Consider the following 14,915-nt stretch of genomic DNA (forward strand, 5'->3'; position numbering starts at 1 on the left):
GTATGCTCTAATCAATAAAATCCTCACTTGTAAATACTTCAGTATAAGGTACTGGGAGCGGTTTACCGTAGATTTTTTTCACCGCATAGTCATTAATAAATTTTCTGTCCTCTGCAATAAGACAAGTGTCAGCATATTTTCCAAAATATTTAACCTTCATGCCTCTTTCAATAATGTCTTTTAATGGTTCTTCAAAAAAGTTTCCAAGAGAAACATGAATATATGGACAGGGCATTACGTCGCCATACTTTGTAATAGACACCATTCTTTTAACTGATATGCATCCTAAATTAAGGCCATACGATGGGGTTAAATGTGTAAACACATTATACTTTTTCTCGAGTTCTCCCATATAATCCATGTCATCCTTATCGACAAGAACATCAAAATTCCCTTCCCATGATCCAACAGGCTTTGCATATGTTACAAATACTCCTACTCCTTTTCCGTTCAGAAATTCCAAAAATTCAATGAACTCTTGTGATCTAACCCTTTGCTTTGTAACTACAGTTTGTATGATAATATTTAATCCTGCGCCCAAGGCCGCATCAACAGCTCTTACGGCTCTTTCTTGCGAACCCGCCTTGCGTCTAAATGCATCATGTTCCGCCGCCGACATGCTATCAATGCTCAACTGAATTTTGTCAACGCCTATACTTTTTAGATGTTTTGCTTTTTCTGAATCCAAAAACCAGCCATTGGTATCCGAAACTATCCAAAATTTCTGCGGGTCGATAGCCTTAACTATATCATCAAAATCCGGAAATACTAATGGTTCGCCGCCTGTAATTACAATTTGCGCAAGCCCCATTTCGTCCGCTTGCCGTGAAAGTTCCCTTACATCATCAGGCGTAAAAAACCTTCCTTCCTTTTTCCCCTGAAATCTTTTCGTTGAACAGTGTATGCAAGAAAAATTACACCTATAATCGTATTGGAATTGAATTATAGCTATGCTCTCTCCATTTTTAACCTTTTCATCAAATTTCATGATTTTTTCATAGACATACGGTTTTTCTTCTTTTAGTGAGGCCCTTTTTTTTATTTCATTTAGTTTTAATTGTCCTTGTTGGCCTGGCATAATATTTATCTCCTTGTATCGCTATGCTATATAGGGATATTAAACATATCTGCATATTTGCGCCAGAAAGGGCTTTCTTTTACGATTATCTTTGCAGTATCCATATATTGTTGTGCTTTATTAAAATTGCCGAGTTTTTCATAGCATTTTGCGGCACAGTAATATGCAATGGCATGGTCATTTTTTGCTCTTATTGCATTCTCAAACCCGCGCAGCGCCATTTCGTAATTGCCCAAACGAAAGTCGCTGTTTTCTACAAGGTTAAGCTCTATATTTAAGATATATGCCTTCTCCTGTATATATTCAGCGGTAAAATTCTCTGTTTCGACAACCGCTTTTTTATAATGGCAGTCAATGTAACCGCCTTTGATGTAATTCTTTTTAAGGCATATATCAAACATTTCACTCCCTACAAGAGGAGTTGCAACCGTTATTCTAAACCAGTTTGCATTAATAGTTTTTAAAAATGCCCTTGTATCCTCAATATCCTGCTTTGTTTCGCCGGGGAGTCCTATTAATATGTTCACATCCATATATATTCCCAATTCACGGCAATCGTCAGCCACAGGCTTTACCATTGAAAGGTCAAGGGGCTTGTGCATTATTTCCTTTAAAACCCTGCTGCTCCCCGATTCAATCGCCAGAACAAGCTGATCAATCCCTGCGCTTTTTAAAGCCTCAAGCATCTTTCTGTCAAGCTCATACAAAGGCAGTCCATTTTGAAAAACAGCAGTTAATCGCAATTCCTTTACTATATCAATGATCTCAAAGGCCCTCTGTTTTTTCGCAATGAAATGATCGTCCTGAAAAATAATTACTTCTGCCCCGTATTGGTCTCTAAGGCGCTTAAAATCCTCTCTGATCCTCTTGATGCTATAATAGCGCATCCTTCTTCCATGGACCGAGTGTGATGCGCAAAAACAACAATGGTATGGGCACCCCCTGGACGTCATTACATGAAAGTTTTGTTTTTTCTTGGTGACAGCCGAATAGGCCTCTATTGCAGGGTTTAATCCATATTCGTCTATCTCGCAAATATCATAATCATAAAAAGGTATTTCATCAAGGTCTTCGATAAAATCATGCAGGAACGTCTGTCCTCTTTCAACTTTTCTCCGCGTAATCCAGGAAGGATTTTCTTCAAAGTACGACACTTTATCATCGGCTTGCACAAGGCCTAAAAGAGGTTTTTCGCCTTCACCATAACATAGAGCGTCAAATCCTGCGCTAGTTTTAAATATATCTTTATATATATTTGTTGGAATGCCGCCGCCTGCTATAATGATGGCATCGGGAAATATGTTACGACAACATTCTGCTATATCCAGCATATTTTGATACGAAGGCGTGAACAGCGAAGATATCCCGACTATAGTTGGCGCATAATCCAAAGTTGAAAGAGATTGCTGAAAAAAATCTACAAAAGAATGATACTCAAAACTTTCTAACTTATTTAAAGTAGTAGCAAAATCTAAAAGCTTAGTTTCTGCTGCGGCATGTTTTTTTAAGCATGAGCTCATAGACATTATACCTAAAGGCATATCGGTGAGCACACTTGCAAAATCTCCATTTTTCTTTTTTACTATTCTTGCATTATAATCAGGTTTGACAAAATCGACATACATAATAGGCGGGGGTACTATAAATAAGACCTTGTCCATATTTCTTATCCTCTAAGAATTAGCAATCCTGAATAACTTCCAATCCAAAATCTCTCAATATAGAGATATTTATATTTCTATCATACTTTTGCCGTATAATACTTGCTACTTCATCGGAATAACCAGCCGCCATAATAATAACAGCATCGACGGGGTCTGAGTTAAGTGTGTCAGGAGAAACTATACGAACATGTGTAGCTGGCGTGAATTTGCCTTGCTTAAACGGAGCTGAATCAACAACATATTTTATTTTATCAGCTAAATTTGCCAGAGAGATAACTGCAAGCGCCTGATGGCCGGCGCCCCATATTGCAACTTGTTTGCATCTATATTGGCCCATATAGTTGTTTATTTCATTTTTAAGCTGCGACTGATATTTATAAAAATGCGCTATATCCAGTCTTACCTTTTTTTTTACAACAGCAGAAATTATATAGTCATGCCACTCTTCATTGCATTCGATAATTTTAAAACCATTTCGCTCTATGACTGCATTTAAAGTTTCTTTCGTAAAATAAAATAGATGATCGCATGTAAATTCAGAGAAAAGTTTATTTCGTAAAATCATATCAAAATTTGGTACCTCGATGAGTCCTATGGCGTCATCTGTCAAATTGTTATATATTCCTCTAAGGGCTGAATGTGGATCAGGCAGATGTTCAAGAAAATTCAATATAAAAAAGGCATCGAACGGGGCATGGTTTAATTTATAAGTACTGCTTTGGATGAATCCTTTTGAAGCCTTTAAGCCGTTCTTGACACACTGCCTCACCGATTCTGTGGAATGCTCCAATCCATAAGCATCTACCCCAAACTGCTGCATGATAGACAAATACTCCCCACAACCACAGCCGATTTCAATAACTTTCTTTCTTTTGAGAGAATATTTTTGTATAAAGCGGTTGAATTGCTTCCTTCGAAAATCTTTCATTTCCTCTGAAAACCGAGCGGCGCGTATAACCTCCTTATAATAAGGGACAGGATCATTGCTTAGCTGTACTAATCCGCAGCCTGAACACTGACAGACTTCCAGATCAATTCCCTTATCGTCTTCGAGCGACTCTGCATCTGGCAAAAATTGAGCAGCCTTTGGCATATTTTCGTATCGCAGCAATGGTTCTTCGAAAAATTTATGGGCACATACTCTACACTTGTTTATTGGCATAAAAACAGCTTCCCATCAATAGAATCTTTCTTTTCTAAATACCAATGATACAATTCATCAATACAATCATCCATATTGCAAAAAGAATAGTCCCCTATTTTGCTAAGTAGTTTGGAATTATCACCGCTATATTCTCTGCCAAGATCACCATGAGAGACTTTAATATCTAATCTTTTTCCAGATACCTTAAGGACTTTTCGAGCCAATGTCAATAGGTCGAAAGTCTCGCCTCTACAAACGTTATAACATTTATCCTCTGGTTCATTTTCGATAAACCATCCTGTAATCCTTATAAGGTCATCAATATAGAGATAATCAAGAAATACATTCTGCTTTATTGTTATTGGTAAGTCCCATACTGTTCTGCAGCACGCGTTAGAAATAAATCGTATTTTCCAATCCTCATATTTGCCAAAAACACCGAAAACTCTCAGATTGTAAATGTTTTCGGATTTTTCCGCATACTTGCACATAATGTATTTCGAAAAAACATCTTGATCTTTTGGCACGCAAATATCAAAGTAATCTTCATTCATTCTATGTATCCAATGTTCTCGGCCATAGACCGCTCCTGACCCATAGTAAATCATCTTTCCGTATTCACCATGGCAGCGGGCAAGATTAAAAAACATCCTGAGATTGTATTCCAAGATTTTATTTGTATCTTTTTTTGAGTTCCTTGCTGCATTCCATGCACAATGAACTATCGCGTCAAAATGGTGTTTCTTAAGATAATTACTGACTTTTCTTTCATTTAACAGTTCGAGTTCTTCATGGGATGGGGCATAAATTTTATATTTATCCTGAAGCTGCTCCTTTAGGTTTCGACCGATAAACCCTGTTCCTCCTGTAATAAAAATCTTCTTTTTCATCCTGCCTCGCCCCGCATGCCTTAATCTAACCAGTGAGTAACTAAGGTCTTGCGATGTTTATTCTTTGCTATTTCTTTATCAGTATAATATGAATCCTTTGCATGATGCGTTGATGAAATCTCTTCGATTATTGCGCCGGCCCTGCTGCCAAAACTATGTTTTTTCTTTCTCTCCACAGTAACTAAGCTGCCGGCCTTATATTCCGTCTCGACCCCATCTATCGTAAGCAGGATATCTCCATATAAAACCTGGAAGGTCTCCTCTTTTATCTTGTGGTATTGCTCAGGGTGCTTCTGCCCGGGAAGCATCACTATCAGTTTCTTGCAATATTCACGGTTTACAAAATTAATCATCGTACAGCCCTGCTCTTCGACCTTATCTACCCCATAGTGATGCGATATCTCAAGATCTAATTTGCCTGGAACCAACACATTACTCTTCTTTAAAATAGCCTTTACCTTCTGAACCACACTATAGACCCTTTCTCTGTTATCCACCTGCCTTAGATTAGCTAAAGGTATCGGCTTATTTACATCCATGTCTGAAGTGGCATAAAAATCTGTGTATTTGGACATATCATTTGCCGTGATCTGACCCTCTGCCGTAGGTATAGCCAGAAAGGTATTAGATAGCTCAATCATCTCGCCCTTTTTTATTTTTCTACTGGCAAAGACACCTCTTTTTAAAGACTGTAGAGCCTTTGTCTCTTTCTCGGTAAATCCTGACCTCTTCATAGCGGTTCCGCACATCTGTAAGGCCTCAAGCGCTGACTCCAACCATAGCCTGACTTGTCCGGGAACAACTGAATAACCATTAAGGCCAAACTGTCCTGTCCTTATCCCTGCATGCTTTTCAAATACCCTTGCGCCTTTTCCTATCGCGATCTTAATGGAAACAAAATTATCAGGCTCCTCATGAGCTGAATAACCAATATCTACCTGAGGGTACCTTGCCTTCAGTAAGTCTATCTGATTTAATTGCAGGCCTTTTTTAGGAGTAGGGTATTCAGCTACGCAATGCATGAGCGCAAAGGCCTTCTCCCTGTGTTCAAGAAAACTAACAACCTTATCTATCTCTTCCAGAGGCAAGCCAGCAGTGGAGACAATAATGGGTTTATTGGTCTTCACAACCCTTTCCAGCAAAGGCCAATCAGTAGCAGAGCAGCTGCCGATCTTAATGATGTCAAAATCCTGTCTTTCTATTAGATCAACTGAGGCCTCATCAAATGGCGTACAAACCGAGACAAACCCCAGGTTATCGATCTCGTCCTTCAATACCTTAAACTGATTTTCATCAAGCCGAGTTTCTAAAAAACGTTTAACGTATTTAAATTCAAACTTCTTCTTAAAATCCGGGTGAATAAAGGTATCTAAATCCCTGTATTGCAGCTTAAACCCAAAATTAAAGTCGAACCCCTTGCAGATCTTATGTATCTCCCTGATGATCTTTAAGCCGTGCTCCACGTTTCCCATGTGGTTATTAGCCATCTCGAAGATAAACAGATTGTGAAATATGCCCTTGTCCAATCCCATAATATATCCCCTATATTTTAGAAATACTCATATTTTCTGCCAGCTCTTCTCTTGACAAAAACGGAAACATGTCTTCCAGAGGCCTTGACTCAAAGGACCCGTCCGCTCTTTTGTAAGAGGCTGCCTTTGGATTCAATCCTTGATGAGGTGATATATTCAATTCACACAAGATAGGCCCTGGCTCTGATAAAACCCTACTTACCTTGCTTTCGATCTCTTTATTTGTTAAAATTTTTTCATAACCTAATCCATAGGCAATAGCTACCTTTTTAAAATCTGGATTGCTTATACCTGACCGTTCGTCTGCCCCCACATAATGACTATTAAAAAAGGTATCTTGTGTCAACCTGATAGATGTATAGCCGGCATTGTTAATGATAAATATCTTTATCGGAAGATTATGATGCCTTATAAGCTGCAGTTCCTGGATATTCATCTGCATGCTCCCGTCTCCTGTAATGCAAATAGTCCTTTTACGATCATTAGCGATACAGGCCCCGATACTGGCAGGTAATCCCCACCCCATTGCCCCATAGCCATTATTTGTAAAGGCCCTCTGCTGCGGCTTCACCTTAAATGCCTGGTAAAGACATAATGCGGCCATGCCATTACCCGTGACTACCACATCCTGCTCTGTTAATAAGTCTGATAATTTGTCATAAAAAATATATGTATCAACATGAGCCTCATCTTCAAAAAATTCATTAACGATAGAGGGATAGCGTTTTTTCCAATTTTTACATGCGTCAAGCCACCCCGCAGGGGCACGAAGATCTATTTCTTTAAGCTGATTTAAAAATTCTTCTAAAAAATCTTTCGCATCGGCTTGAATACGAACATCAGGAGAGAGTGTTGACTTTTGTAATTCTCGTTCATCTACATCCACTATAATCTTTTTGGCATTCGGGGCAAATGCCTTATAATTATATCCAACAATCTTTATGTTCATTCGAGATCCTATGCTTAAGAGGCAATCAGAATTCTGTATCGCAAAATTCGCCCTTCTCTGGCCTATAATACCTGCCTTTCCTATAAGTAATGGGTGCGCGTCTGGAATCAAATCCATGCCGTTAAATGAAAGCACTGCGGGAATCTGAATCCTTTCAAGGATTTGCTTCAACAAGTCTTCTGCCCTGGCTATTCGTATGCCATATCCACATAATATCACCGGCCTCTTGGCCCTCTTTAGCATCTCCATGACTTTACTTACGTGGAGTCTTTTTTTAAGCCGCGGCAACGAGTCCTTTGGCCTAAAGGAATGAAGATTTTCTATATCAATAAAGCTGCCCTGGACATCAAGAGGTATATTGATCCATACTGGCCCAGGCCTCCCTGTAGTGGCTTTATAAAAAGCTAACTCTAATTCGTATTTAATCATCTTGGGGTCTAAAATTGTTTTGGCGTATTTTGTAATAGGCTTGATCGTCTCGATAATATTGATCTCCTGCTCGCCTATCTGTCTTATTTTCGAATAATCCGCTATAAGCTCCCTTTTAACCTGACCGGAAATAACCATCATCGGTACAGAATCAACCCATGCGCTCGCAACCCCTGAAATCGCATTTGTACTTCCGGGACCTGTAGTGACAAGACATGATGATATATGATTTTTTAACCTCGCATACCCTTCTGCGCAATATCCAACAGCCTGCTCATTATAATTACAAAAATACTTTATATTTTTATTTCGCCCCACTGAGTCCACAAGGTGGATGATCCCCCCTCCAGCGATCATGAATATATCCATGATCCCTTTTTGGACTAAAAAATCTATTACATAATCTGAAAGCTTTATCATCTTATCCTTCAAAAAATACCCTTATACCAGTTTATGGTTTTCTTCAAGCCTTCTTCCAAGCTATGCTTTGGTTTCCAGCCAAGGGCCTTTCTTGCCTTCCATGATGAAAGATGCTGATGTCTAATCTCATGCCTTACCTTGCTTAGAATTTTATAAGATGGCCTTATGCCGGCTAGTTGATAAATCTTTTTTACCATCTTTATGACCGATACGGGTTTCTCATTGCTGAAGTTAAATGCCTCTCCTTCTAATTTCAATCTTTGCAAATTTTCAGCAAGCAGAATATATCCATTCATAATATCCTCGACATAAACATAATCACGCGTAAATCTTCCATCGCTGCGAATAAGTAATTTCCTGTTCTGAAGCGCTGATCTGATTGCATCAGGGGCAATCCTTGAAAAATGGAAATCCCCAGGGCCAAAGACATTGCCGCATCTGGTTATGCCTACAGGTAAATTATAGGTATTATAATAAGTATGCGCTAATAAATCCGCGCAGCTTTTAGAAGCGTCATATGGATGATTACCAGATAAAGGAGCGTCTTCCTTATATGGAAGTTTATTAGTCTCTCCGTAGGCCTTATCGCTTGAGGCTATTACAATGGATTCTATGAATTTTTTATTTCTTGACGCCTCTAAAATATTCCATGTGCCTTCAATGTTTGATTTAAAAGTCTTAATGGGGTTCTTGTTAGCCTCGAGAACTATCGCCTCAGCAGCCAGATGAAAAATAGTCTGCGGCTTAAATCTTTCAATGACATTTTTAACTAATTCTAAATTTATAATATCTCCCCTGACGCAGGTTATATCCTTTCTTAAGCCGTTAAGCATAGAAACTGGGCGATTTTTTATCTTGTCGATGCCTGTTATTCTAGCGCCATAGCCCAGTAAAACCTTGGCAAGCCAAGAACCCAGAAAACCTTCATGGCCTGTTATCAAAACCTTTCTATCTTTCCAAAAGACACCTTTTCTATTGCTCATTCCCAGACCTTCCAAGGAGCCCTATTTTCCTTCCACATCTGATTTAAGTTACCATATTCCCTGATAGTGTCAACACAGTACCAAAATCCTTTATGTTCATATACGCCCATCTGTTTATCTTTTACCATGTTAGGCAGGGTCTCGCCCTCCAAAACTAAATCTTCTCCTGGCCTGAAATATTTATGAATGACCTTTTTATTAAAGACCATAAATCCGCCATTAAACAACCCCGTGCTTACATTAGGTTTCTCATTAAAGGAAGATATCATATTGCCGGTGGCCTGTATTTCACCAAAACGGCTAGCAGGATAAACTCCTGTTATTGTACCCAATAAACTGGATTTTTTATGAGTCTCTATCAACTCCTTTATATCAATATCAGCGACACCATCCGCGTAAGTCACGCCAAAGATATTACTGTGCTCTAAATACTTACGCACATTCCAAATCCTTGCTCCAGTTTGAGAATTCTCCCCTGTTTCCACCATAGTAACTTTCCAATCTAAATCTTCATTACGATGATGACGATAGACTGCCAAACCTTTTTTATTTAAATTTACGGTTACATCTGAAACCTTGGCCATGTAATTTAAGAAAAATTCCTTTATCAGCCATCCTTTATAACCAAGGCATAGGACAAAATCTTTTATGCCATAATGAGCGTACATCTTCATTATATGCCAGATCATAGGCCTATCGCCTATAGGAAGCATGGCCTTAGGCAAAACCTCGGAAACATCCCTGATCCTTGTTCCTCTACCACCGCATAGGATTACTAACTTCATGATATCCTCCTCTGGACTTTGAAATTCCCTGCAATAAATTATAAGTATACAGCCTAATTCTCTTTAAGTCCAATATTTTACTCAGATAAAATTAACATGCATCGGTTCTTTGCCTTTTACATCTTCTAATGCGGCCTCTCCGCGCTTCAGATCCAATAGAAAGTCATTAACGCTATGTTGAAGGCATAAAGTGCCGCACATGGTCCTGGCGTCAAACTCCTCAGACGCGATTAGATCTATAACATCCCAGTAGCGCTTGCTTTCCCAGATCTTTTTAAACGGTGTATCAACTATATTTCCTATATGATATTTTTTATACCTTCTGTTAAATAACATCCCGCATGGCGCCACAAGGCCTGAACCTGAAAACTGCATGATAAAAGGCGGGCCATAGCAGCGGGAATATCTGCGCTTACCCTTGCTTAAAATCTTAGACCATTTTACCCTTACTATGCACTGCTTGTCTGAATACGATTCTGCCTGCTTTAAGAGATCCTTGAGCGGCTCATATTTGGAATAATCAATACCTAAAGACCCCCTCTCGTCATCACTGCAGTGTTTGATAATAACATAGTCTACTCCGAGCTCCTTGCCAAGCCTTACCACTGGAATGATCTGGTCTTTAAAATCAGGCATTAGAACCATCTGCAGGCCAAGCGTAACATTCAGGTTTTTCTGTCTTTTTATCTTCACGCATTTTTTTATAATATCACTTACTGCGTAAAAATGTTCTCTCCTGCACCCCATAATACGCGCATATCTTTCAGGTTCTCCAGCTGAAATATTGAACCTCAAATACGTAAGCGCTGATAAAATTTCCTCTAAGCGCTCTTCTTGCAAAAGATAACCGTTTGTAGCCAGGGCCATGTCTAATCCATTGGCCTTACCCCTTATTATGGCATCGTATAAATGAGAAGAGCATGTGCTTTCTCCGTCGCTTACAAGGCTTATTGCCTTTACGCCGATCTCAGCCGCATCATCCAGGAATCTGAAGATAACATCCCTGGTCATCCTTTTTTCATCATTGGCCTGAAGCTGGCCATAGCAATACACGCATCTATACGTGCATTTCCTGGTAAGCGCGCAGTCTATGGTTATGGGCGCAATCCGTTCCCCCTGCAGCCAGGCCTCAACCCTATCTCTGTGCCAGTGTAATTTATGACCATCCAGTAGCAGCTCTGTCATTAAGATTTTTTATAACGCTGCGCTGATGCGCAACCCTGAGTAAACTTGTATCTTTTGCTTTTCTCTTTCTTTCCAAAGTATATGTCATACACTAATTTCAGGTATTCCTTTATAACCTGCAGAGAATTTGAGAATGTAGTTGCCTTTGATTTGCCAATCTTTCTTGATCCTAACCTATAGGGAACCTCTGCAAATAGATATCCTCTCTTTGCGAGCCTTATTAAAATATCCGCCTGAAAAAAGAAACTCGAGCTTCTATAATCCAAATCACTCAAGATCGATCTTCTGTAAAGAACAGTCCCGTGGGGATAGTTAAAGGACGTGCCGAATGTGCTATTAAGAATTTTCAATAAGAAAAAAGATAGTATATTTCTAAATAATGTCCTGTCGCGTTTATTATAGACAAAGGGGATTACCATATCGACTTCATCCAAGAGTTTTAAATAGCGAAATATCTCATAAGGGTCATTTTCATCGTCTCCGGGCAGCATGCAAACTATCTCACCCCTGGCATTCAGGATGCCATCCCAAAATGACACGCCTATGCCCTGCGGAGTTTCGTGATTAATCAGGCGGATTCTATTGCCTTCTTTGGACATTAATTCTTTCACAAGCTCCAATGTCTTATCGCTCGAGCCATCATTAATAATAACAATCTCTCCATCTACTTTAAAGGCCTCAAAGGCCTTTAAAGTATTATTGATAGCGGATAAAATGTTCTTTTGTTCGTTTAACGCTGGCATTATTATACTTAAAAATACAGGGCTCACTCTTTCACCTTTTTGCTTATAACATCGACTATATCTTTATAATCAGGGTAAAATTCTTTTTCCAGCGCAGAAGAGGCAGGTGTATGCGATTCAGGCAAACCAATTCTTGCTGCAGGAGACTTTAGATATTTGAATGCCTTTTCAGAGACCCTTGAAACTATCTCTGCTGCCACCCCGCAATTACTCCAACCTGTATCTGCCACAACTAATCTGCCTGTCTTTTTAACGGATTCTAAGATCAGATCTTCGTCTAATGGTGTTAATGTGCGCAGGTCTATCACCTCGACGCTCACCCCATGTTTTTGTAAAACCTCTTGTGCCTTCAGAGATTCAAACATCATATAAGAAATACCCACAAGAGTCACATCTCTGCCGATTCTCCGAACAACACCTTTGCCGAACGGTACAGTATACATATCTTCAGGGACATACCCTACGTGTTCATATAACCATCTATGTTCTATGAAAATAACAGGGGTATTTTCCTTTACGCTCGAAATCAAAAGGCCTTTAACATCATAAGGAGTGGCTGGCATTGCGACCCTCAAGCCAGGCACATGCATAAAAAGCGCCTGCAGGCTTTGTGAATGCTGGCTGGCAGAACCCCAGCCCCTGCCTATTATCGACCTTATGGTCAAAGGGATTTTGACTGTCCCGCCAAACATATAGCTCCATTTTGCAGCATGATTAATTATTTGATCCATTGACATGGGTAAAAAATCCATTCGCATATGAATAAAAACTGGCCTCATGCCAGTAATTGCAGCGCCTATGGCAATGCCTGTGGTGGCATTTTCTGCAATAGGTATATCAATAATTCTGGATCGTCCAAACCTTTTATGTAGATCTTTGGTAGTGCCAAATACCCCACCTGCATCATCTATGCCTTCGCCGATTAAAAAGACTCTGCTATCTTCCTCTAATATCTGAGTAAAGGCCTCTTTTATGGCCTCTCTATAAGTAAGGCCTCTTAAAGGCTTGCCACTCTCCTTGCGAGCATTTTCAAATTCTGTCCTGTCAGGATAAACCTTTGTCCACGGCATAGTTAATACACGTCCTCTAACAATCCTTCTTTTTTCGGAAACGATGAAGACTTGGCAAAGGATACTGCTTTTTCGATTTCTCTTCCCAAGCTTTCCTTTATATCCCCTATATCCCGTATTGATAAAATTCCTTCTTTCAAAATAGATTTTCTAAACCTCTCTATCGGGCATTTTTTAAGCCACCTATCCAGTTCCCCTCTTGGCCTGCACCCTGTTTCAAAATCACAATCCGGCCCCACATGGCCTTTCCATCTATAGGTCCTGCATTCAAGTAAGCTCGGGCCTTTGTTGTTTTTCGCCCTTTCCACAGCAACCCTGGCCGCTTCAAAAACCTCTCCTACATCATTTCCATCTATCTTTATGCCTGGGATTCCATAAGGTAGTCCTTTTTTATATATATTATCCAGGGCCTGCCTCGCAGATGCTGGCGAATTAGTCGCATAAAAATTATTTTCGCAGACAAAGACAACAGGCAGTTTTTTTAAGGCTGCGAAATTCAAGCTTTCGTTAAATGTGCCTTCATCTGTTGCGCCATCACCAAAAAATACCACGCTGATTCTTTTCTGCTCCTGCATTACTGAACCCATGGCCGCGCCAACTGCAATAGGTATGCCTCCGCCCACTATTGCAGAGCTGCCCATAAACCCATTCTTAGTGTCCGCTAAGTGCATAGAGCCGCCCTTACCTTTTGAACAACCTGTAACCCTTCCGTACAGCTCAGCCATAAACTCATTTAAATCCCCACCATTAGCAATATAATGACCATGACCTCTGTGGTTACTAAACACATAATCTGTTTTTTTGAGGTTTGCGCACACGCCAGCAGCTATTGCCTCCTGTCCTATGCATAGATGCACAGGACACTTTATCTCCTGATCAGGATAGAGCTCGATTATCTTTTCTTCAACCATCCTGATCTTCAGCATGGTTTCAAAAAGCCAGATAAATGTCTTTCTGTCAATCCCTTGCATTTTCATATAAAATTGACATGTGCCAGGGGCCTTTTAAGCTCCCATAAGTACCTATTTACGTCATCGAGCCTACAAATCTCGCGGCAATTTCGCGAATCGAGTCTCGTTGCAGCCATATTCAAAATCTTTCTACGCGCCTCACCTTTAATGATGTCAGAAAATTCACCCTTATATATATTCCCATACACAAATCTCTTTTCACCTAAATACGCGCTGCAAGCAGAGACATTACCCTCTGCGTCTATATATGCCCAGAAAGGTAGCCCCGGGCAATGTTTATAGACCCTGTTCTTTTTTAGTTTTTCCATTGTCTGGGATCTGAATATTATCTTGAATTCCTCTGTCGATATCCTTTTAAGCCTATCCTCCAGATATAAAAATTTAGCATAGTCAAAATCCTTGTCTATATTACTACGGCTCATTGGATGTTTTGAAAATGGCTTTATTATTAGATAATCCACGCCTGTCTTTTTAATGAGTTTGGCTAACTTAATGACCTCTCCCTTGTTTTCTGGAATCAATAGCATCTGGACGCCTATCGTGCAATCTAATCTAAATTTACGTTTGTATCTTACAGCCCTATCCAAATTAGAGAGGACTTTTTCAAAATCTCCCTTTAAGCATCTATGAATCTTTTTGTAGGTAACTGCGGTAGATGCATTAAAACTTACTCGTATCCACGAGAGACTCTTAAGGCACTTTTTTATTATTTCATCATTAAGAAATACCCCATTTGTAGTAACAGCTGCATCAATCCCTGAGCTTTTTGTAAAATTTATTATACGGGCTATATCCCCATGAAGAAGGGGCTCGCCCTCACCTGCGTACATTATGCTTTTTACTCCACATTTAGCCGCGCTTTTTACAGCCCCTAGTAAAATCTTTGTATCCAGGAATTTCGGTTTATATCCCATATAATCTAATCCGCAGAATATGCATCGATGATTGCAGGCGCCAGAAGGCGCGATCTCCATGTAAATAGGCGCTATCAACTCGCCCTTCTGCCATCGATTTACCCTATCAACATGATATATTAATTTATGATTATCTATTCTCAGTTCATCCATAACAA

Annotated in this window: 13 protein-coding genes; all 13 read right to left on the reverse strand. The window is 39.7% G+C overall.

Features of this window, described 5'->3' with window-relative positions; all coding sequences use genetic code 11:
* Positions 1 to 7: 7 nt before the first annotated feature.
* Positions 8 to 1,078, reverse strand: coding sequence for a radical SAM protein (locus P9L93_02265; protein MDP8229908.1), 1,071 nt, complete (start codon positions 1,076 to 1,078; stop codon positions 8 to 10).
* Between the two features lie 26 nt (positions 1,079 to 1,104).
* Positions 1,105 to 2,739 (reverse strand): radical SAM protein, encoded by a 1,635-nt coding sequence (locus P9L93_02270; protein ID MDP8229909.1) that lies wholly within the window; start codon positions 2,737 to 2,739, stop codon positions 1,105 to 1,107.
* 19 nt (positions 2,740 to 2,758) lie between these two features.
* Positions 2,759 to 3,904, reverse strand: a complete 1,146-nt coding sequence (locus tag P9L93_02275; protein ID MDP8229910.1) for a methyltransferase domain-containing protein — start codon at positions 3,902 to 3,904, stop codon at positions 2,759 to 2,761.
* On the reverse strand, positions 3,895 to 4,776 hold the full coding sequence (locus tag P9L93_02280; protein ID MDP8229911.1) for an NAD(P)-dependent oxidoreductase: 882 nt from the start codon (positions 4,774 to 4,776) through the stop codon (positions 3,895 to 3,897). Before P9L93_02280 ends, P9L93_02275 begins: the two co-directional genes overlap by 10 nt.
* 20 nt (positions 4,777 to 4,796) lie before the next feature.
* A complete protein-coding gene (locus P9L93_02285; GenBank protein MDP8229912.1) occupies positions 4,797 to 6,308 on the reverse strand; it encodes an N-acetylneuraminate synthase family protein in 1,512 nt (503 codons plus the stop codon).
* 10 nt (positions 6,309 to 6,318) lie between these two features.
* Entirely contained in the window at positions 6,319 to 8,106 is a 1,788-nt protein-coding gene (locus P9L93_02290) for a thiamine pyrophosphate-binding protein (GenBank protein MDP8229913.1), read from the reverse strand.
* Between the two features lie 8 nt (positions 8,107 to 8,114).
* Entirely contained in the window at positions 8,115 to 9,089 is a 975-nt protein-coding gene (locus P9L93_02295; protein MDP8229914.1) for a GDP-mannose 4,6-dehydratase, read from the reverse strand.
* Complete coding sequence (locus P9L93_02300; protein MDP8229915.1) at positions 9,086 to 9,874, reverse strand: sugar phosphate nucleotidyltransferase; 789 nt, start codon at positions 9,872 to 9,874, stop codon at positions 9,086 to 9,088. Before P9L93_02300 ends, P9L93_02295 begins: the two co-directional genes overlap by 4 nt.
* Positions 9,875 to 9,955: 81 nt before the next feature.
* The gene (locus tag P9L93_02305; GenBank protein ID MDP8229916.1) at positions 9,956 to 11,059 is read right to left on the reverse strand and encodes a radical SAM protein; all 1,104 of its coding nucleotides are present in this window, start codon (positions 11,057 to 11,059) and stop codon (positions 9,956 to 9,958) included.
* Positions 11,059 to 11,802, reverse strand: a complete 744-nt coding sequence (locus P9L93_02310) for a glycosyltransferase family 2 protein (protein MDP8229917.1) — start codon at positions 11,800 to 11,802, stop codon at positions 11,059 to 11,061. Before P9L93_02310 ends, P9L93_02305 begins: the two co-directional genes overlap by 1 nt.
* Positions 11,803 to 11,825: 23 nt before the next feature.
* Complete coding sequence (locus P9L93_02315) at positions 11,826 to 12,872, reverse strand: pyruvate dehydrogenase complex E1 component subunit beta (GenBank protein ID MDP8229918.1); 1,047 nt, start codon at positions 12,870 to 12,872, stop codon at positions 11,826 to 11,828.
* A gap of 2 nt (positions 12,873 to 12,874) precedes the next feature.
* Positions 12,875 to 13,849 carry a thiamine pyrophosphate-dependent dehydrogenase E1 component subunit alpha gene (locus tag P9L93_02320; protein MDP8229919.1) on the reverse strand — a complete coding sequence of 325 codons (975 nt, stop codon included), beginning with the start codon at positions 13,847 to 13,849 and terminating at the stop codon, positions 12,875 to 12,877.
* A complete protein-coding gene (locus P9L93_02325) occupies positions 13,846 to 14,910 on the reverse strand; it encodes a radical SAM protein (GenBank protein MDP8229920.1) in 1,065 nt (354 codons plus the stop codon). The genes P9L93_02320 and P9L93_02325 overlap by 4 nt, the downstream gene beginning before the upstream one ends.
* Between the last annotated feature and the right edge of the window lie 5 nt (positions 14,911 to 14,915).

Origin of the sequence: Candidatus Gorgyraea atricola, assembly GCA_030765235.1 — a bacterium.
Taxonomy (GTDB): domain Bacteria; phylum Omnitrophota; class Gorgyraeia; order Gorgyraeales; family Gorgyraeaceae; genus Gorgyraea; species Gorgyraea atricola.

Bases quoted from the DNA above. Each gene is read 5' to 3' on its own strand.
- P9L93_02285 (MDP8229912.1), bottom strand. From the start codon at position 6,308: ATGGGATTGGACAAGGGCATATTTCACAATCTGTTTATCTTCGAGATG.
- P9L93_02320 (MDP8229919.1), bottom strand. From the start codon at position 13,849: ATGAAAATGCAAGGGATTGACAGAAAGACATTTATCTGGCTTTTTGAA.
- P9L93_02315 (MDP8229918.1), bottom strand. From the start codon at position 12,872: ATGCCGTGGACAAAGGTTTATCCTGACAGGACAGAATTTGAAAATGCT.
- P9L93_02270 (MDP8229909.1), bottom strand. From the start codon at position 2,739: ATGGACAAGGTCTTATTTATAGTACCCCCGCCTATTATGTATGTCGAT.
- P9L93_02300 (MDP8229915.1), bottom strand. From the start codon at position 9,874: ATGAAGTTAGTAATCCTATGCGGTGGTAGAGGAACAAGGATCAGGGAT.
- P9L93_02280 (MDP8229911.1), bottom strand. From the start codon at position 4,776: ATGAAAAAGAAGATTTTTATTACAGGAGGAACAGGGTTTATCGGTCGA.
- P9L93_02310 (MDP8229917.1), bottom strand. From the start codon at position 11,802: ATGCCAGCGTTAAACGAACAAAAGAACATTTTATCCGCTATCAATAAT.
- P9L93_02290 (MDP8229913.1), bottom strand. From the start codon at position 8,106: ATGATAAAGCTTTCAGATTATGTAATAGATTTTTTAGTCCAAAAAGGG.
- P9L93_02325 (MDP8229920.1), bottom strand. From the start codon at position 14,910: ATGGATGAACTGAGAATAGATAATCATAAATTAATATATCATGTTGAT.
- P9L93_02295 (MDP8229914.1), bottom strand. From the start codon at position 9,089: ATGAGCAATAGAAAAGGTGTCTTTTGGAAAGATAGAAAGGTTTTGATA.
- P9L93_02275 (MDP8229910.1), bottom strand. From the start codon at position 3,904: ATGCCAATAAACAAGTGTAGAGTATGTGCCCATAAATTTTTCGAAGAA.
- P9L93_02305 (MDP8229916.1), bottom strand. From the start codon at position 11,059: ATGACAGAGCTGCTACTGGATGGTCATAAATTACACTGGCACAGAGAT.
- P9L93_02265 (MDP8229908.1), bottom strand. From the start codon at position 1,078: ATGCCAGGCCAACAAGGACAATTAAAACTAAATGAAATAAAAAAAAGG.